This window comes from Bradyrhizobium sp. USDA 4454 (genome assembly GCF_054822705.1).
The window spans coordinates 2105351-2123111 of sequence record NZ_JBTRCN010000001.1 but is presented as its reverse complement, the minus strand read 5'-3'; the positions used below and the strand labels follow the sequence as shown (position 1 = coordinate 2123111).

15 protein-coding genes are annotated in these 17761 nt (G+C 65.5%); 9 read left to right on the top strand and 6 right to left on the bottom strand.

Translation table 11 applies throughout. From position 1 onward, the window contains the following. The first annotated feature begins 121 nt into the window (after window positions 1-121). Together ACVIW0_RS09560 and ACVIW0_RS09555 are read left to right on the top strand one after the other, a co-directional pair. Window positions 122-907, top strand: a complete 786-nt coding sequence (locus ACVIW0_RS09560) for a L,D-transpeptidase (RefSeq protein ID WP_461352087.1) — start codon at window positions 122-124, stop codon at window positions 905-907. A gap of 259 nt (window positions 908-1166) precedes the next feature. After that, entirely contained in the window at window positions 1167-2024 is an 858-nt protein-coding gene (locus ACVIW0_RS09555) for an alpha/beta fold hydrolase (protein WP_461352086.1), read from the top strand. 49 nt (window positions 2025-2073) lie between these two features. Here ACVIW0_RS09555 and ACVIW0_RS09550 read toward each other — a convergent pair whose 3' ends face one another. Further along, window positions 2074-2631, bottom strand: a complete 558-nt coding sequence (locus ACVIW0_RS09550; protein ID WP_461352085.1) for a DUF308 domain-containing protein — start codon at window positions 2629-2631, stop codon at window positions 2074-2076. Between the two features lie 134 nt (window positions 2632-2765). On the opposite strand from ACVIW0_RS09550, the gene ACVIW0_RS09545 reads away from it, so the two are divergent. After that, window positions 2766-3353, top strand: coding sequence for a TetR/AcrR family transcriptional regulator (locus tag ACVIW0_RS09545; protein WP_461352084.1), 588 nt, complete (start codon window positions 2766-2768; stop codon window positions 3351-3353). Window positions 3354-3370: 17 nt separating this feature from the next. Here the strand turns inward: ACVIW0_RS09545 and ACVIW0_RS09540 are convergent, their stop codons facing one another. Next, window positions 3371-5635 (bottom strand): fused MFS/spermidine synthase, encoded by a 2265-nt coding sequence (locus ACVIW0_RS09540; protein ID WP_461352083.1) that lies wholly within the window; start codon window positions 5633-5635, stop codon window positions 3371-3373. 238 nt (window positions 5636-5873) lie between these two features. Here ACVIW0_RS09540 and ACVIW0_RS09535 point away from each other — a divergent pair, with 238 nt between their 5' ends. Next, window positions 5874-7475 (top strand): phytoene desaturase family protein, encoded by a 1602-nt coding sequence (locus tag ACVIW0_RS09535; protein ID WP_461352082.1) that lies wholly within the window; start codon window positions 5874-5876, stop codon window positions 7473-7475. A gap of 265 nt (window positions 7476-7740) precedes the next feature. Here ACVIW0_RS09535 and ACVIW0_RS09530 read toward each other — a convergent pair whose 3' ends face one another. Further along, entirely contained in the window at window positions 7741-7905 is a 165-nt protein-coding gene (locus ACVIW0_RS09530) for a Flp family type IVb pilin (RefSeq protein ID WP_461352081.1), read from the bottom strand. Between the two features lie 166 nt (window positions 7906-8071). Here ACVIW0_RS09530 and ACVIW0_RS09525 point away from each other — a divergent pair, with 166 nt between their 5' ends. After that, the gene (locus tag ACVIW0_RS09525) at window positions 8072-8956 is read left to right on the top strand and encodes a 50S ribosomal protein L11 methyltransferase (protein ID WP_461352080.1); all 885 of its coding nucleotides are present in this window, start codon (window positions 8072-8074) and stop codon (window positions 8954-8956) included. Beyond that, window positions 8957-9463: a YkgJ family cysteine cluster protein gene (locus tag ACVIW0_RS09520; RefSeq protein WP_461352079.1), complete on the top strand. Its 507-nt coding sequence runs from the start codon at window positions 8957-8959 to the stop codon at window positions 9461-9463. 18 nt (window positions 9464-9481) lie between these two features. Here the strand turns inward: ACVIW0_RS09520 and ACVIW0_RS09515 are convergent, their stop codons facing one another. Continuing rightward, window positions 9482-9667, bottom strand: a complete 186-nt coding sequence (locus ACVIW0_RS09515) for a hypothetical protein (RefSeq protein WP_461352078.1) — start codon at window positions 9665-9667, stop codon at window positions 9482-9484. A gap of 190 nt (window positions 9668-9857) precedes the next feature. Here ACVIW0_RS09515 and ACVIW0_RS09510 point away from each other — a divergent pair, with 190 nt between their 5' ends. Then, window positions 9858-11687, top strand: coding sequence for an aminopeptidase P family protein (locus ACVIW0_RS09510; RefSeq protein ID WP_461352077.1), 1830 nt, complete (start codon window positions 9858-9860; stop codon window positions 11685-11687). 297 nt (window positions 11688-11984) lie between these two features. Then, window positions 11985-13274 (top strand): multidrug effflux MFS transporter, encoded by a 1290-nt coding sequence (locus tag ACVIW0_RS09505; protein WP_461357288.1) that lies wholly within the window; start codon window positions 11985-11987, stop codon window positions 13272-13274. 150 nt (window positions 13275-13424) lie between these two features. Here ACVIW0_RS09505 and ligA read toward each other — a convergent pair whose 3' ends face one another. Further along, window positions 13425-15575, bottom strand: a complete 2151-nt coding sequence (gene ligA / locus ACVIW0_RS09500) for an NAD-dependent DNA ligase LigA (RefSeq protein ID WP_461352076.1) — start codon at window positions 15573-15575, stop codon at window positions 13425-13427. 125 nt (window positions 15576-15700) lie between these two features. Here ligA and ACVIW0_RS09495 point away from each other — a divergent pair, with 125 nt between their 5' ends. After that, a complete protein-coding gene (locus ACVIW0_RS09495) occupies window positions 15701-15988 on the top strand; it encodes a GIY-YIG nuclease family protein (RefSeq protein ID WP_461352075.1) in 288 nt (95 codons plus the stop codon). A 92-nt stretch (window positions 15989-16080) separates the two neighbouring features. Here the strand turns inward: ACVIW0_RS09495 and recN are convergent, their stop codons facing one another. Next, the gene (gene recN, locus ACVIW0_RS09490; RefSeq protein ID WP_461352074.1) at window positions 16081-17751 is read right to left on the bottom strand and encodes a DNA repair protein RecN; all 1671 of its coding nucleotides are present in this window, start codon (window positions 17749-17751) and stop codon (window positions 16081-16083) included. Window positions 17752-17761: the final 10 nt, after the last annotated feature.

Here is a 17761-nt window from a genome sequence, read left to right as displayed (position 1 = left end):
GCCGCGCGCGGGATTAACGATGGCCCGGATCCGCCACTGGAACCAAGTTAGGATTCCGTGCATATTGGTGGCCGGGGACGGAGAGCCGCGGCTTCGCGATCAGCCTGGAGGCCAAAGGTAAATGCGTTCGTTCCTCATTGCGTTCACGTCTGCGATGCTTCTTGCGGCCGGCGCCGCGCAGGCCAAGGTCGATATCACCATCGACAAAGACAACCAGCAGATGACCGTCGCGGTCGACGGCGTCGCGCGCTATCGCTGGCCGGTGTCGACCGGCATCCCCTCGCGCGAAACGCCGAACGGCAGCTTCCGCGCCTTCCGCATGGAAGAGGATCACTTCTCCAAGGAATTCGACGACGCGCCGATGCCGCACTCGATCTTCTTCACCAAGATCGGGCACGCGATCCACGGCACCGACTCGGTGAACCGCTTGGGTACCCCCGCCTCGCATGGCTGCGTGCGGCTGTCGCGCGACAACGCCTCGACGCTTTACGCACTGGTCCAGAAGGAAGGCGTGCTCAACACCACGGTGACGCTGACCGGTTCGTCACAGGTCGCGCTGGCGCGCAATCCGCGCGGGCGTAATGGCACCGCCGTCGCCCGCCGCGCACCGCAGCAGGATGAGCAGTATGGCACCGCTGCCGCCGGCGATCCCGTCGTCCTGACGCCGCAGCCGCGCGAGTATCCGCCGCAGGCCCGTGTCGACGACGGCTACATCTATCCGGCCGACGGCAGCTCCACCGACCGGCGCTATCCGGCACCGCCGTCGGCCCGCCGTGTCTACGGCGCGCAGGCCTATGGCCAGCAGCAATACTACGGCAATCAGGCCTACGCGCCGGCGCCGCAGGGCTATTACCAGCCGCGGCCGTATTACGAGCGCGGCCCCTACGGCAACAACTATCAGGACTGAGACACTGTCCTGATCCACTGACGGCGCCTCAGCCAGTGCGCCGTCAGTTCACGCGCCCCTCACCCGCTTGTGACCGTTGCAAAGGGCCTGCGCCAGCGCACGCCGTGGCTGGTCGTCGCGCCGTCATCTGATTGTAAAATTGGCCCGATATTCGGCGGCAAAAGCGCCCGCCTGGCCTCTGAAGGCCGATTGACGCGGAATGCCCGGACGAGATCAGGGCGAGAAGCGCGGGTCAGTTAGGGCAAGATCAGAGGTCGAGATGAAACGGGGCATCATTGTCCTTTGCCTATGCATCGTGGCGATGGCCGGCTACTTCACCACGGACAGATGGGCCATCCGTCACACCACGCTGACGTTCCACGACGTGCTGCGCGACGACCGCAACGTCACGGTCGAGGTCGCAGTCCGTCGCGACCGGCAAATGCAGGCGATGGCCGAGATGATCGAGCTGCCGGTCGCGATCCTGAGCCATGGCAACACCGTCAAAAACACCGAGTACTCGTTCCTCACCAATGTGTTCGCATCGCGCGGCTACCTCGTGGTCAGCATTCAGCACGATCTCGACACCGATGCACCGATGGTCACCAAGGTCGGCGAGGAATATGTCGGCCGCCGCATGCAGTACAATCGCGGCGTCTTCAACATCATGTATGCGATCGACGAGCTCAGGAAGCTCTACCCGAATGCCAACTATCGCCAGCTGACCTTGATCGGCCACTCCAATGGCGGCGACATCTCGATGTTCTTCGCCAAGCAGCATCCCGATCTGGTCAAGAAGGTCGTGACGCTGGACAATCTGCGCGTGCCCTTCATCACCGACGGCAGGATCAAGATCCTCTCGTTCCGCTCCCGCGATCCGGTGTTCAAGGCCGACCCCGGCGTCGTGCCCGACGACGAGACCTGCGCGCGGCTAGGCATCAAGGTGGTCCGGACCGAATTCCATCACAACGACCTCAGCGACCGCGGCCCCGACAGCGCGAAGGCGTCGATCCAGGCCGGGGTCGAGCAATTCCTCGACGAGGATTCTGGCGAGAGTACGCCGACGATGCCGCTGCTCGCGGCATCGTCACCCGCTTCCGCGACGACGGCGGAGACGACCGCACCGGAGAAGAAATAGCGATCGCGTCGACAATCAACGCGCGCGCCCCGTTGCTGCCGGGCAGCACTTACGCCTGCGCGCTGCGATGGGCCCTGGCAAGCAGCCAGATCGCCGAAAGCAGAAAATAGAACGCGCCGAATCCCGCATAGGGGGCGACGTCGAGAATCGTCGGCGCCACGGTGCCGATCGATCGGCTGATCATGTAGCCGCCGGCCAATGCCGACTGCGCGCCACTCAGCACCATCGCCCATTGCGCGCCAAAATGCCGCCAGCGGCCGACGCCGGTGGCCAGTTGCAGGATACCTGCGAGGATTGCCCAAACCCCGAACACCGCCAACACGGCATAGGTATCGCGGCCGATCGTCGCAATCACGGCGAGCGCCGTGATTGCACTGACCGCCACATTCAACGCCTGAGATGGGTTGGCGATCAACCCGCCATTGACCCGCGCGTCAGCCAGATTGGCTGTTGCGTCCCATGCCGGGTAGATCACCAGCAGGAACGCAGCCAAGCCCGCTTGCCCGCTGAAGAGAACGGCGGCGGCAACCCAGGCGATCGAGAAGATCGCGCGCCCGAAATAGTAGGATTGCAGCCAGCTGGATTGGGCCGAAAGTCGGTTTTGCATCGATTGACTCCGTATTTATCTACCTACTAGTAGGTAAGTATTCTTGGGTCAATCGAGTGCCGGGACACCTTTTTGTGTCGAATGGGCGTTTGGTCCTGGCTTGACAACTTACCTACCGGAAGGTAGGCGCCGATATGAACTCAATGATCTCGACCTCAGAGCGGATCCTCGATGTCGCCCAGTCCCTCATCGTCGCGGGGGGCTATAACGGGTTCAGCTATGCCGACATCTCGGATGCGATCGGGATCAGGAAGGCGAGCATTCATCATCACTTCCCGACCAAGGCCGATCTGGTTTCGGCGCTGGTCGATCGCTACCGGCAGCAGACCGAGCTGGGCTTGAGGTCTCTTCAGGAGCAGTCGGCAAGACCGGGCGACCAACTGCAATCCTATGTGAACTTCTGGCAGACGTGCATTCGAGATGGCTCGCTGTCCTTCTGCGTCTGCGCGATGCTTGCCGGCGAGATGCCGATGTTGCCGGACGAGGTCGCCACGCGCGTCCGCGGCCATTTCCATCACCTCGCGGGTTGGCTTGCGTCGGTGCTGCGAGCAGGCGCAGAGCAGCGTGCGGTCCGGTTGGACAGGCCGCCGGAAGATGAGGCGCAAATGCTGATGGCATCAGTTCATGGCGCGATGCTCTCTGCGCGGGCCTTCAACGATCCCGCACTGTTCGCGGCGATCGTCGAACCCCAACTTGCCAGGCTGCTGATGCCGGGTCGCTAGAGCAGGACCGCTCGCGCCTACTGCTCGCCGTCGCGCAGGCGCCGGTAGACGGCACCCAGCACGTTGGAATAGTCGTCGGTCCAGACCCGCTGCTTCTCGTCGGCTTCGGTCTCGGTCCACAAATCTGACGAGGCGAGCTCGCCGACATCGGTCTCCTCGCGCGCCGAGACCACGACCGAGGTCGAGAAGATATACTCGTTGTCGCGGCCGGAATCCTCGCTGTAGACCCAGCTCTTCATGTCGTTGGCGTCGGCAATGCCGACCACGACGCTGGCAAGTTCGAGATGACGGTTGGAGACGTGCATCACCACCGCGCCCTGCGGCGCCAGCTTCTGCTTGTAGATCGCCATCGCCTCTTCGGTCGCGAGATGGATCGGGATCGCGTCCGACGAATAGGCGTCGACGATGATGAGATCGTAGACGCCGTCCGGTTCCTTGGCGAAGGTCAGCCGCGCGTCGCCGATCACTGGCTTCAGGTCCGGTTCGCAGTTCTGGATGTAGGTGAAATATTTCGGGTCGCGCGCAGTATCGACCATCGACTGGTCGATCTCGAAAAAGCGCCAGTCCTCTCCCCGCTGCGACGCGCAGGTCAGCGTCCCCGAACCGAGGCCGATCACCGCCACCTTTAGCGGCGCGCCCTTGCGCTCGCGCATCGCCGTGATCGCCCGTCCGATGCCGCCGTCCTTGTGGTAATAGCTGATCGGCTCGGGCCTGCCCGTGACCGGCGTGCCGTCGTCGTTCTTGAACTTCTCGGCACCGTGGATCGTGGTGCCGTGCATCAGCACGTGATACTGCCCGTTCGGCGTCACCACGATCTTGTGCACGCCGAAGAAGCTGCGCACGGTTTCGACACGGCCGTCGTCGGACGGATAGGCGCGCAGCCCCAGCAGCGCGACGACGACGGTGGCGAAGATCTTCCAGCGATTGGCGTTGAGCGCGAGCGCGAGCAGCGCCGAAAGCACGCCGACCCCAGAGATCACCCAGACCCGGTGATCGACGAACCAGTTGAAGATGTCGCCGGCCGAATAGCTCGGCGCGATCAGCCCAACCGCCAGCACCGCGAGCAACGGCCAGTACCAGGCGGCCCAGCGCGGCAGCCGCTCGGCGCCGCCGGGCGGCCGGCACAGCGCCGCGAGCGCCAGCAGGATCGGATATTCGGCGATCCACGAGAAAGTAAAAGGCGCAACAAGCCCCGCGAACAAGCCGCCGACCATGCCGCCGAACGACAGCGCGACGTAGAAGCCCGTGAGATATTTCGCAGCCGGGCGGGTACGCGCGAGTTCGCCATGGCAGGCCATCGCGATGATGAAGAAGCAGAGTTGGTGACCACCGAGCGTCAGCAGCAGGTTCTGCTCGCCGCCGACCGCGAGCAGGATCACGACGCCGGCAATCGCCAGCGGCTGCGCCCGCAGCATCCATTTGTGCGGCAACAGCGGCCGCGACTGGAACACCAGCACCCAGGTCAACAGATACAGCGACAGCGGCAGCACCCACAGCAAGGGCGCGGCCGCGACATCGGTCGAGATATGCGCCGTCACCGCGATCAGGAGGCCCGACGGCACCGCGGCCAGGAAGATCCAGCGCGCCCGCGAGCCCCAGGACGGCGCCGGCGCGTCGGCATCATCAAGGGGCACGTTGAGCGCGGCGGCATTGGCCGGCGACCGCACCAGCAGCACGCCGCAACCTGCGATCAAGAGGATCAGCATGCCATAGCCGCCGGTCCAGATCAGGTTCTGGGTGCGCAGCGTGAACATCGGCTCGAGCAGCACCGGATAGGACAACAGCGCGAGGAAGCTGCCGATGTTCGAGGACGCGTAGAGGAAATACGGGTCGGGGCCGTTGGGGTGGCCGGTGCGCACGAACCAGGCCTGCAGCAGCGGATTGTTGGCGGCGAGCGCGAAGAACGGCAGCCCGATCGAGACCGCGAACAGGCCGAGCAGCCAGACCGCGTAGCCCGAATTCGGCGGCTCGCCCCAGCCGCTCCTGATCGACAGCGGCAGGGTCAGCAACGCGATCACGAGCAGCACCAGATGCGCCGCGATCGGCACGATGCGGTTGTTCAGCTTCATCAGGAGATGCGCATAGGCGTAGCCGCCGAGCAGCAGCGACTGGAAGAACACCATCGCCACCGACCACACCGCCGGCGAGCCGCCGAGCCGCGGCAGCACCATCTTGGTGAACAGCGGCTGCACCGAGAACAGCAGCAGGGCTGAGACGAAGATCGCGGCGGTGTAGACAACCAGCACCAGCCGGTTTCGCGAGGCGGACGGCTCAGACGTCATGAAGGCTCCGGCGTGGACCCGGCGGGCGCCGGAGGCGGACGGGGTCCGGCGGCATCGCACCGGTGGACTTGAATTGAGCATATGGCAGTATCACGGACAAGAAACCGCTGAAAACGTGGACTTGACGACGCGGCGCTGCGGCGCCACAGCACGCTAGCTTGGTTCTGAGCATGATATTTTCGGAAGACCGGTCTCCACGTTTCCGGTCTTGCTCTAATCACTCCTTCTTGAAGCGGACATGAACGAGACAGACGTCGTCATCATCGGTGCGGGGCATAACGGCCTCACCTGCGCGGCCTATCTTGCGATGGCCGGGCTGCGGGTGAAGGTCGTGGAACGCCGCAAGGTGGTCGGCGGCGCCGCCGTGACCGAAGAGTTCTGTCCGGGCTTCCGCAATTCGGTCGCCGCCTACACGGTGAGCCTGCTCAATCCGCAAATCATTGCTGATCTGAAACTTGCCGATCACGGCCTTGAGATCGTCGAGCGCCGCGCCCAGAATTTCCTTCCCGCGCCCGACGGCAGCTATTTGCTGACCGGCGAAGGCCGCACCCAGCAATCGGTCGCGAAACTCAGCGCGCGTGACGCGGCCGCCATCGGCGTGTTCGCGGGGGAACTCGAAGCCATCGCCGATGTGCTGCGCCAGTTCGTGCTGCGCGCGCCGCCGAACCTCGTCGAGGGCTTTGGCTTGGGCGCGCTGAGCGAGGCCTTCAACGCGCTTGGCACCGCCAACATCCTGCGGCGGCTGACGCTGGAGCAGCAGCGCAATCTGCTCGACCTGTTCACGCGCTCGGCCGGCGAGATGCTCGACGAGCGTTTCGAGCACGACCTCGTCAAGGCGCTGTTCGGCTTCGACGCCATCGTCGGCAATTACGCCAGCCCCTACGCGGCCGGCTCGGCCTATGTGATGCTGCACCATGCGTTCGGCGAGGTGAACGGCAAGAAGGGCGTCTGGGGCCACGCGATCGGTGGGATGGGCGCGATCACCCAGGCGATGGCGCGCGCCGCGCGCAGCCATGGCGTCGAGATCGCAACCGATGCTGGTGTCCGCGAGGTGATCGTTGAAAAGGATCGTGCGCTGGGGGTCATCCTCGACAATGGCGAGACCATCCGCGCCAAATACGTCGTCTCCAACGTCAATCCGAAATTGCTGTACACGCGCCTGGTGCCGGAAGCTGCGCTGGCGGGCGAGTTCCGCAGCCGCATCTCGCGATGGCAAAACGGGTCCGGCACGTTCCGGATGAACGTGGCGCTGAGCGCCCTGCCCGCGTTCACCGCGCTGCCCGGCCCCGGCGATCACCTCACCGCCGGAATCATCATCGCGCCAAGTCTGGGCTACATGGATCGCGCCTGGCGCGACGCGCGCGAATTCGGCTGGAGCCGGGCGCCCGTGGTCGAGATGCTGATCCCCTCGCCGCTCGACGACAGCCTGAGCCCGCCGGGCCAGCACGTCGCGAGCCTGTTCTGCCAGCATGTCGCGCCGCAACTGCCAGACGGCACATCGTGGGACGATCATCGCGACGAGGTCGCCGACCTGATGATCGCGACCGTCGACGCCTACGCGCCGGGCTTCGCGGCCAGCGTGATCGGCCGCCAGATCCTCTCGCCGCTCGACCTCGAGCGGCAGTTCGGCCTGCTCGGCGGCGACATCTTCCACGGCGCGCTGACGCTGAACCAGCTGTTCTCGGCGCGGCCGATGCTCGGCCATGCCGATTACCGCGGCCCGCTCCGCGGTCTCTACCATTGCGGGTCCGGCGCCCATCCCGGCGGCGGCGTCACCGGCGCGCCCGGCCACAATGCCGCGCGCGCAGTCCTGGCCGACCATCGCGCGCTGTTCGCCTAACGCCGCGCCGCGCTCCTGGGTGCCGCAAGCTGTGGACAGGCTTGTTGAGAAGCTGTGGGTTCGCGGTGGACAGACGTGCTGTGCCCGACGGAAGAACCGGTGGAGATCGTGGTGGACCGGCTGTGCAACAGTGGCCGACAACCCGGGGATAACCTGCGTGATGCCCTGTTGACGAGCTGTGCACGGCTCGGTGGACAACCGGCAAAAAGAAAAACACCGGGCGCCGTTGCCCGGTGCTTGCCTTGAGAACGCCGTCGACGGAAATTTATTTGAGCGAGCCGCTGATCGAATTGAAGGTCCCGCTCAGCGACGAGCCGACGCCATTCACCGCAGCTATGATGGCGATCGCGATGCCCGTTGCGATCAGTCCATATTCGATGGCGGTCGCGCCGGATTCGTCCTGCAAAAACCTAACGATAAAAGCCTTCATAGCCCTGCCCTTGAGTTGTGATGCCTTGGAACAGGAAATCCCGGTTCCGGGGCCAGTACTACTACGGTGAAATCTAAAGTTGTCTAAACCGGGAACCTCTCAATTCTCGCGATATTCGATTGAATCGTACTTGAAATTTTAACAAAAACCGCGCTACCGGCCTGCAATGACCCCAGCCACGCATCGCGCCAGCATTACCCTTCCTGACGAAACGACTGCAAAGCGCGTGGTTGACGCGCTTTCCGAGCTGTTTTTCGAAGATCAGGCGGCTTTTGCGGCCTTCGAGCGCCCGGACGGCCGCTGGGACGTCACGGTTCATTTTGCCGAGCCGCCGGACCAAAGCTTGCTGCGCGAGCTGGTCGGCCAGGTCGTGCGGCAGGACGTCGCATCGACTTTGGTCTTTGACACCGTGGAGGCCAAGGACTGGGTCAAGGCCAGCCTAGAGGACCTCATCCCGGTCGCCGCCGGCCGCTTCGTCGTCCACGGCCAGCACGACCGCCACAGGATCCCGCCCAACAAGCTCGGGATCGAGATCGAGGCGGCGCTCGCCTTCGGCACCGGCCATCACGGCACTACCCGCGGCTGCCTGCTGCTGCTCGACCACGTGCTGAAAGCGTATCAGCCCCGCCGGGTGCTCGATCTCGGCACCGGGACCGGCGTGCTGGGGATCGCCGCCGCCAAGGCGCTGCACGGCAAGGTGCTGGCCAGCGACATCGACCCGCCGTCGGTGCGGGTGGCGGAGGAGAATGCCCGGTTGAACGGCGCCGGCCATCTGGTCGACGCGATCCGCGCCACCGGCTTTGCATCGCCGCGGTTTGCCGAGGACGGGCCGTTCGACCTCGTGCTCGCGAACATCCTCGCCAATCCGCTGCGGAAGCTGGCCGGGCCGATGGCGCGGCAGCTTGCGTCATCGGCGCAGGTCATTCTCTCCGGCCTCCTGACCCACCAGGCACCGGCTGTCATCGCCGCCTATCGCGCCCGCGGGCTGGTGCCGCTGCGGCATCTCAAGATCGACGGCTGGAGCAGCCTGCTGCTGCGCTCGGTGAGGTGAATGACCAGCACCGGCAGACAGTGCGGCGACTGCACGCTCTGCTGCAAGGTGATGGCCATCGAGGACCTGACGAAGCCGGCCAACGCATGGTGCCCGCATTGCAAGCCGGGACGCGGCTGCCGGATCTATCCGGACCGCCCGGCGGAATGCCGCACGTTCAGTTGCGTCTGGCTGGTCAACGAACAGCTGGAGGAGCACTGGAAGCCATCCAGATCGAAGCTCGTGCTGACCACCTCCGATGACGGTCTCGAGGTCCGGTGCGATCCGGGCTTCTCCGACGCCTGGCGCCGGGAGCCGTTTCGCAACGAGCTCAGGCAATGGGCGATCTCCGGCGAGCCTCTCGACATGACCGTCGTCGTCATCGTCGGTCAGCGCATGACGCTGCTGACGCCTGAGCGCGAATTCGATCTCGGGATCGTCGGCCCCGACGAGCGGATCGTGCGCGAACTCGAGGGTACCAGGGTCGTCAATGCGACTGTGGTGAAAGCGTCCGACCTCGAGCGGTAGTCGCGATCTGCGGGCTGGTTATTTGGGTGCTGTGGACTCGCGGCCGGCGGTCTCAACCTTGTCCTGATTGGTCGCACGCCGGGCACGCGCCTCGACTAAACGATCCAGCATCTGGACGATGACGCCACGCGGCTTCTGTTCGACCGGCGCAATCGGGCGGGGCGGGATCGGCGGCGAGATCTTCTCAAACGTGAATGCAGGCATCGTGCATCTCCTCACCGTTGAGTTGAGACACTCCTGGACACTCCCCGTACGCTTGACCAGGGCATGCAGTGGACATCGTCCGGTCAGTTCTACTATGCCATGTTTCAAGCAGAAGTTATGCCGAAAATGTGGTCAGCTTGACTGCGTTTGCGCGAAGCTCATGCTGCATCCGATAGAGAGTGCGACAGCGATGTTCGAAGCCCATTTCCAGACGTTCGAAGAGCCCGAAGGCGGCGTGGCGCTGACCGCACGCTTAAGCGCGCTGCGCGAGGAACTGGCGCGGCGCAAGCTAATGGGATTTGTGGTTCCGCGCGCTGACCAGCAGCAGAATGAATATGTTGCGGCGTCCGAGGAGCGGCTCGCCTGGCTGACCGGCTTCACCGGATCGGCCGGGCTCGCGATCGTGCTCGCCAAGGAAGCGGCCGTGTTCGTCGACGGCCGCTACACGCTGCAGGCCGGCAAGCAGGTCGACCGCAAGGCCTGGCAGATCGAGCCGCTGGTCGAGCCGCCGCCGGAACACTGGCTGACCCGGCACCTGACGACGGGCGACCGCCTAGGATTTGACCCGTGGCTGCACACTTCTGCGGCAGCCGAACGGCTGGCAGCGGCCTGCGCCAAGGCCGGCGCCGAGCTGGTCGCCGTCGACGGCAACCCGCTCGATGCGATCTGGCACGAGCGGCCGGCACCGCCGCTCGGCCCGGTTTCGATCCACGGCACCCAGTTTTCCGGCGAGATCGAGGCCGAGAAGCTCAAGCGCATCCGGCTCGAGATCAACAAGCTCGGCGTCGATGCGCTGGTGCTGTCCGACAGCCATGCGGTGGCCTGGACCTTCAACATCCGCGGCGCCGACGTCTCGCATACGCCGCTGCCGCTGTCCTACGCGCTGGTGCCGAAGGACGGCCGGCCGCAGGTTTTCATCGATCACCGCAAGCTGTCCAACGCGACCCGCGACCATCTCGAGCAATCCGCCGATGTCGAGGAGCCGGCGGCGCTGGCTCCAAAGCTCACCGAGCTCGCCAAGCGCGGCGCCTCGATCGCGCTCGACAGCGCGACCGCAGCCGACGCCCTGAGCCGCCTGATCGCGGGCGCCGGCGGCAAGCCGGTGCGCGGCAATGATCCGGTCAGCCTGCTCAAGGCGGTCAAGAACATCACCGAGATCGAGGGCACGCGCACGGCGCACCAGCGCGACGCGGTGGCGCTGACCCGTTTCCTTGCCTGGATCGACCGCGAGGCGCCCTCCGGCCACCTCACCGAGATCGACACCGTCGAGGCGCTGGAGACCTTCCGCCGCCAGACCGGCGCGCTGAAGGATGTGTCCTTCCCGACCATCGCCGGCACCGGGCCGAACGGCGCCATCGTGCATTACCGCGTGACGCGCAAGAGCAACCGCCGCATCGCGCCCGGCGATCTCCTCCTCATCGATTCCGGCGCCCAATATCAGGACGGCACCACCGACGTCACCCGCACCATCGCGATCGGCCAGCCGACCGACGAGATGCGCGACCGCTTCACCCGCGTGCTGCGCGGCCATATCGCGATCGCCCGCGCTATCTTCCCCGACGGCACCACCGGCGCCCAGCTCGACACGCTGGCGCGGCAATACCTCTGGCAGGCCGGGATCGATTTCGAGCACGGCACCGGCCATGGCGTCGGGAGCTATCTCAGCGTCCATGAAGGCCCGGCACGGATCTCCAAGCTCGGCACCACGCCGCTGAAGCGCGGCATGATCCTGTCGAACGAGCCCGGCTACTACAAGACCGACGCCTATGGCATCCGGATCGAGAACCTCGAGCTCGTGATCGGCACCGACATCGCAGGCGCCGAAAAGCCGGTCAACGCCTTCGAGACGCTGACCCTGGCGCCGATCGATCGCCGCCTGATCGAGGTCGGCATGCTGAGCCCGAGTGAGCTGGCTTGGCTCAACGACTACCACGCCCGCGTCGCGCGCACGGTGCGCCCGCATCTCGACGACAACGCCACCAAGCTATGGCTCGACGAGGCGACGGCGGCGCTGACGTAGCGGCGTCGAGCATCCACAAACTCAATGTCGTCCCGGCGAAGGCCGGGACCCATAACCACCGCGGTCAGCTGTTGCACGACGCTGAGGCCACAGCGCGCTTCAACAACGGGCGCCTGTGGTTATGGGTCCCGCCTTCGCCGGGACGACAGCGGAATCCGCAGCGGACCACAGCGGCCTAATTGCGTGAGGCGAAACATCACCGCGCCTCGCCCGAAATCGCATGGGCGTATGCCGAAACTCCCGTATTCCGCGCGGACGGGCACGCTACAGTCGTTCCACAATGCGGAAACGGACCTGATGCACGGCGTGATGGGCAAGCCGCCCGGCGCGGCCAAAGGCGACACCAGAGACAACATCGCGACATCGAAGGTTATGCTGCTGATGCTCGTCGTGATGACGGGCGTCGCGCCGATCTCGCTCTACATGCTGGTCCCGGCACTGCCGGTGCTCGCAACCACGTTTGGCCGCGATATCAGCATCGCGCAGATGACCGTGTCGCTCTACATGGTCGGCATCGCGCTGTCGCAGCTGATCATGGGACCGCTGTCCGACAAGTTCGGCCGCCGGCCGGTGCTGCTCGCGGGCCTCGGCCTGATGGTAATGGCCGGTATAGGTTCCGTGTTCGCCGAGACCTTGCCGCAGCTGATCGCGGCGCGCTTCTTCCAGGCGCTCGGCGGCGCCAGCGGCATGGTGATCAGCCGCGCCATCATCCGCGACCTCTATCCGCGCGAGCGGGTCGGCGCCATGATCAGCCTGGTCGTCGCCGCGCTGATGATCGCGCAGATGGTGAGCCCGCTGACCGGCGGCCTGCTGGAGACCACGTTCGGCTGGCGCGCGATCCTCTATTTCATCACCGCGGCGTCGCTCGCCGTCACGGTCTTCATCGCGCTGGCGCTGCCCGAGACCCGCCGCGACCGCGCCAACAGTTCGAGCTTTCGCGGCGACCTCGGCAAGCTGCTGCGCAGCCGCGCCTTCGTCGGCTATCTCCTGTGCCAGGTGCTGGCGTCGCAGATCATCTTCGCGTTCGCCGGCGGCGGCCCCTACATCGTGGTCACCCAGATGGGCCGCAGCAGCGCCGAGTATGGCGCTTGGTTCGCGATGACCGGGTTCGGCTACTTCGTCGGCAATCTGCTGTGCGTGCGGTTCGCGCCGCGGCACGCGCTGGAAAAGCTGATCTGGTTCGGCCTCGCGCTGCAGCTCGGCGGCAGCCTGTTGAACCTAATCTGGAGTTTCACTGGAGCAAACCAGACGCCGCTCTGGCTGTTCGGCACCCAGATGATCGTGATGGTCGCCAATGCCTTCGTGATGGCCAATTCTGCGGCCGGCGCCATCAGCATCCGTCCCGAGGCCGCCGGCACCGCCTCCGGCGCCATGGGCTTCCTGCAGCAGGGCATCGGATCGCTGATCTCGCAATTCGGCGCCTATCTCGGCGGCCACTCCACCACCACGCTGCCGCTGACCTCGGCGATATCAGCGATCTCGATCGCCTGCGCCTGCACCATGATCTTCATCGTGCCGCGGCGGAACGTGGTGGTGAGCGAGGAGCTGATCGCGCAGGCCGAGGAGGATGAGCAGGGGGTGATGTGAGGCGGGCACCGCCCCCTCAACTCGTCATCCTCCGCGCAGGCGGGGGATCCAGTACGCTGCGGCCTATCGACCAAAAATGACTGTCTCTGGAATACTGGGTCCCCCGCTTGCGCGGAGGACGACAGTGGAGAACGTGGCGCGACCGCGCCCCTACTCCCCGATCAGCTTCAGCCACTCGTCTTCGGTCAGCACCTGGACGCCGTGCTTCTGGGCCTCGGCGAGCTTCGAGCCGGCGCCCGGTCCTGCGACCACATAGTCGGTCTTCTTCGACACCGAGCCGGCGGCCTTGGCGCCGAGCCGCTCGGCGGTCGCCTTGGCCTCGTCGCGCGTCATCTTTTCCAGCGAGCCGGTGAACACCACGGTCTTGCCGGCAACCGCCGAATTGCTCTTCGGCTTCTCGGCGTCGATGATCTCGTCGAGCTCGGCGGTCAGTCGCTCGACGATGCCGCGATTGTGGCTCTCGCCGAAATAGTCCGCGACGCTTTTAATCACGGTGTCGCCGATCTGGTCGAGCGCGTCCATCTCGGCGATCGCCTCCTCATCGCCCTTGGCGACCTTGAGGCAGGCCTCGTGGAACGCGTCCCATGAACCGTAGCCCCGCGCCAGCGCCAGCGCGGTGGTCTCGCCGACATGGCGCATGCCGAGCGCATAGATGAAGCGCTCCAGCCCGATCCTGCGCCGGCTGTCGATCGCGGCGAACAGATTGCGCACCGAGGTCTCGCCGTAGCCCTCGATATCCTCGAGCTTCAGCCTGGCGTTGCGCTTCGGCAGCGTGAAGATGTCGGCGGGTTCCCTGACCCAGCCTTGGTCGAAGAAATATTGCAGCTGCTTCACGCCGAGGCCGTCGATGTCGAACGCCCGTCGCGACACGAACAGGATGAGATGCTCGACCTTCTGGAACGGACAGGCGAACTCGCCGCTGCAACGCAGCCGCGAGCCCTCCTCGCCGGTCGCGGTCTCCTCGCGCACCACGTCGGTGTGCAGCGGACACGGGCACTTCTTCGGGAAGTGGAATTCCTTGGCGCTCTTCGGCCGCTTGTCGAGCACGACGTCGACGACCTGCGGGATCACGTCGCCGGCGCGCTGGATCACCACGGTGTCGCCGATCCGGATGTCGCGCCCCTCGCGCAGCACCTCGCCCTTGTTGCCGATGCCCTTGATGTAGTCCTCATTGTGCAGCGTGACGTTCTGCACGATCACGCCGCCGACACCGACCGGCTCGAGCTTGCCGACCGGCGTGAACGAGCCGGTGCGTCCGACCTGGATCTCGATGTCGCGCAACACCGTCATGGCGCGCTCGGCCGGGAATTTGTGCGCGATCGCCCAGCGCGGCGTGCGCGACACGAAGCCGAGCCGCTCCTGCCAGTCGATCCGGTCGACCTTGTAGACGACGCCGTCGATGTCGTAGTCGAGCTCGGCGCGCTGCTCCTCGATCTCGCGATGGAAGGCGATCAGCTCCTCGACCGAGTGACGCAGCTTGGTCAGCGGATTGGTCTTGAAGCCGCAGCGCTCGAACCAGTGGATCATACCGGTCTGGGTCTCCTCCGGCATCGCGCTCATCTCGCCCCAGGCATAGGCGAAGAAGCCGAGCGGGCGAGACGCCGTGATCGTGGGATCCTTCTGCCGCAGCGAGCCGGCCGCTGAATTGCGCGGATTGGCGAAGATGGTGTCGCCGGCAGCTTTCTGCCGCTCGTTGAGCGCGAGGAACGCCTTCTTGGTCATGTAGACCTCGCCGCGGACTTCGCAGATCTCGGGCACATTGCGGCCCTTCAGCTTCTGCGGCACATCCTCCAGCGTGCGGATGTTGGCGGTGACATCCTCACCCTCGGCGCCGTCGCCGCGCGTTGCCGCAGTGACGAGCTCGCCGCCCTCGTAGCGGAGCGACATCGACAGGCCGTCGATCTTCGGCTCGGCCGAGAAATCGATCTTGTCGTCCGGCAGCTTCAGGAAACGCGCAATGCGTCCAACGAAATCGACGACGTCGGCTTCCGCAAAGGCGTTGTCGAGCGACAGCATCGGCAACGAATGGCGGACCTTCTTGAAGCGCCCCGACGGCGCGGCGCCGACCTTCTGCGACGGCGATTCCGCGGTGACGAATTCGGGGAAGCGCTTCTCGATCGCGTTGTAGCGCTGCCGCAGCGCGTCGTATTCGGCATCGGTGACGCTCGGCGCGTCGTCCTGATAATAGCGCTTGTCGTGGCGTTCGAGCTCGAGCGCAAGCCGCATCAACTCGACCTTGGCCTGGGCCTTGGTGAGCTTGTCGACGTCGAGGAGTGTCTTCGCTTTTGCTGCCTTGGCCATGCAATGGTCGCGCTATAGTTTTCCGTTATTCCGGGGCGGTCCGTTAGGACCGAACCCGGAATCTCGAGATTACGGGTTCGATGCTTCGCATCGCCCCGGAATGACTGTGTGGGAAATGGGGGCTCATGTCGTACTACGTGTACATTCTAGCGAGTCGACGAGACGGAGCAATCTATGTTGGCATCACCAACGATCTCGTGCGCCGGGTCTACGAGCATCGCATGAAGGCCGTGCCAAGCTACACATCCAAATACAACATCACACAGCTGGTTTGGTTCGAAATCTACGACGACCCGATCTCTGCGATATCACGCGAGAAGGAGCTCAAGAAGTGGAGGCGAGCCTGGAAGACGCAATTGATCGAGGCGAGCAATCCGCAGTGGAATGATTTGTACGAGTCGATCTGTACCTGAGGTGGTCATTCCGGGGCGTCGCGCAGCGATGAACCCGGAATCTCGAGATTCCGGGTTCGATGCTTCGCATCGCCCCGGAATGACAGTAACAACTAACTCGCCGCCCGCAGCAGCCGTTCCGCGGCGGCCCTTGCCTCCGCGGTGATCTCGGCGCCGGCCAGCATGCGCGCGATCTCCTCGCGGCGGTGGTCGGCGGCGAGCGCGTTGACGCGGGTGGCCACCCGCTTGCCCCTGTCGAGCGCATCCTTGGAGATCAAAAGATGCTGGCTGGCGCGGGCGGCGACCTGCGGCGCATGTGTCACCGCCATCACCTGCACCTTGCCGGCGAGGCGTGCCAGCCGCGATCCGATCGCATCCGCCACCGCGCCGCCGACGCCGGTGTCGATTTCGTCGAACACCAGGGTCGGCGCCGAGCCGCGATCGGCGAGCACCACCTTCAGCGCCAGCAGGAAGCGCGACAGCTCGCCGCCGGAGGCGACCTTCATCATCGGTCCGGGCTTGGTGCCCGGATTGGTCTGGACCCAGAACTCGACGCGGTCGATGCCTTGCGGCCCCGGCGCTGCCGCATTGCTCTCGACCTGGGTCATGAACTTGGCGCGCTCGAGCTTGAGCGGCGCGAGCTCGGCATTGACGGCCTTGTTGAGCTTCTCGGCCGCCTTGGTCCGCGCCGCCGAGAGCTTCGCGGCTGCAGCCGCGTAGCGCTTGTCGGCCTCGGCGGCGGCCGCTTCCAGGGTCTTCAGCTGGTCGGCGCCGGCATCGATCAGCGCGACGTCACTAGCGTATTGGGCAGCCAGCGCCGCCAGCAAATCGACCGGCGTCGAATATTTGCGCGAGGCGGCGCGCAACGCGAACAGCCGTTCCTCGATGCGCTCGAGCTCGGCCGGATCGAAATCGGTCGCCGCCAGCGCGGCGTGGAGGTGCTGGTCGGCCTCCTCCAGCGCGTTGATCGCAACGTCGATCGCCTTCACCGCCGGCTCGATCAGCGTGGGCGCATTGGCGGCCCGGCGCTCCAGTCGCCGCACCGCGGCCGACAGCGCCGGCACCGGCGAATGCGAGCCGCCGATCGCCTCCTGCGCCTCGCGCAGATCGGTCGCGACCTTCTCGCCCTGCATCATGGTGGTGCGGCGGCCCGCGAGTTCGGTCTCCTCGCCCTCCTTGGGCGCCAGCGCCTTCAGCTCCTGGGAAGCATGGCGCAGATAATCGGCCTCGCGCGCCGCGCGCTCCATGCCGGCGCGATGCTCATCGAGCGCGGCAGCGGCGGTCCGCCTGACATCCCAGAGCGCTTCCAACGCCGCGACGTCCTTCTCATGGCCGGCGAAGGCATCGAGCAGCTGGCGATGTGTGGAGGCGTCGACCAGCGCGCGCTCGTCGTGCTGGCCGTGGATCTCGACCAGCGCGGCACCAACCGCCTTCAGGGTCTGCACGCTGATCGCCTGGTCGTTGATGAAGGCGCGGGTGCGGCCATCGGCGAGCTGCACGCGGCGCAGGATCATCTCACCGGTGTCGTCGAGGCCGTTCTCGGCGAGGATTTTCGCCGCCGGATGCCCCTTCGGGACGTCGAACGTGGCGGTGACCTGCCCCTGCTCGGCGCCATGGCGGACCAGGCCGGCATCGCCGCGGCCGCCGAGCGCCAGCGCAAAGGCATCGAGCAGGATGGATTTGCCGGCGCCGGTTTCGCCGGTCAGCACCGCCAGACCACGGGAAAATTCGATATCAAGCCGCTCGATCAGGACGATGTCACGGATCGACAGACGGGCCAGCATGCGAGGACAA

Coding starts and splice junctions, on each gene's coding strand:
- ACVIW0_RS09495 (WP_461352075.1), top strand. CDS start 15,701: ATGTCGTACTACGTGTACATTCTAGCGAGTCGACGAGACGGAGCAATC.
- ACVIW0_RS09510 (WP_461352077.1), top strand. CDS start 9,858: ATGTTCGAAGCCCATTTCCAGACGTTCGAAGAGCCCGAAGGCGGCGTG.
- ACVIW0_RS09520 (WP_461352079.1), top strand. CDS start 8,957: ATGACCAGCACCGGCAGACAGTGCGGCGACTGCACGCTCTGCTGCAAG.
- recN (WP_461352074.1), bottom strand. CDS start 17,751: ATGCTGGCCCGTCTGTCGATCCGTGACATCGTCCTGATCGAGCGGCTT.
- ACVIW0_RS09540 (WP_461352083.1), bottom strand. CDS start 5,635: ATGACGTCTGAGCCGTCCGCCTCGCGAAACCGGCTGGTGCTGGTTGTC.
- ACVIW0_RS09505 (WP_461357288.1), top strand. CDS start 11,985: ATGCACGGCGTGATGGGCAAGCCGCCCGGCGCGGCCAAAGGCGACACC.
- ACVIW0_RS09515 (WP_461352078.1), bottom strand. CDS start 9,667: ATGCCTGCATTCACGTTTGAGAAGATCTCGCCGCCGATCCCGCCCCGC.
- ACVIW0_RS09530 (WP_461352081.1), bottom strand. CDS start 7,905: ATGAAGGCTTTTATCGTTAGGTTTTTGCAGGACGAATCCGGCGCGACC.
- ACVIW0_RS09545 (WP_461352084.1), top strand. CDS start 2,766: ATGAACTCAATGATCTCGACCTCAGAGCGGATCCTCGATGTCGCCCAG.
- ACVIW0_RS09535 (WP_461352082.1), top strand. CDS start 5,874: ATGAACGAGACAGACGTCGTCATCATCGGTGCGGGGCATAACGGCCTC.
- ACVIW0_RS09550 (WP_461352085.1), bottom strand. CDS start 2,631: ATGCAAAACCGACTTTCGGCCCAATCCAGCTGGCTGCAATCCTACTAT.
- ACVIW0_RS09560 (WP_461352087.1), top strand. CDS start 122: ATGCGTTCGTTCCTCATTGCGTTCACGTCTGCGATGCTTCTTGCGGCC.
- ligA (WP_461352076.1), bottom strand. CDS start 15,575: ATGGCCAAGGCAGCAAAAGCGAAGACACTCCTCGACGTCGACAAGCTC.
- ACVIW0_RS09525 (WP_461352080.1), top strand. CDS start 8,072: ATGACCCCAGCCACGCATCGCGCCAGCATTACCCTTCCTGACGAAACG.
- ACVIW0_RS09555 (WP_461352086.1), top strand. CDS start 1,167: ATGAAACGGGGCATCATTGTCCTTTGCCTATGCATCGTGGCGATGGCC.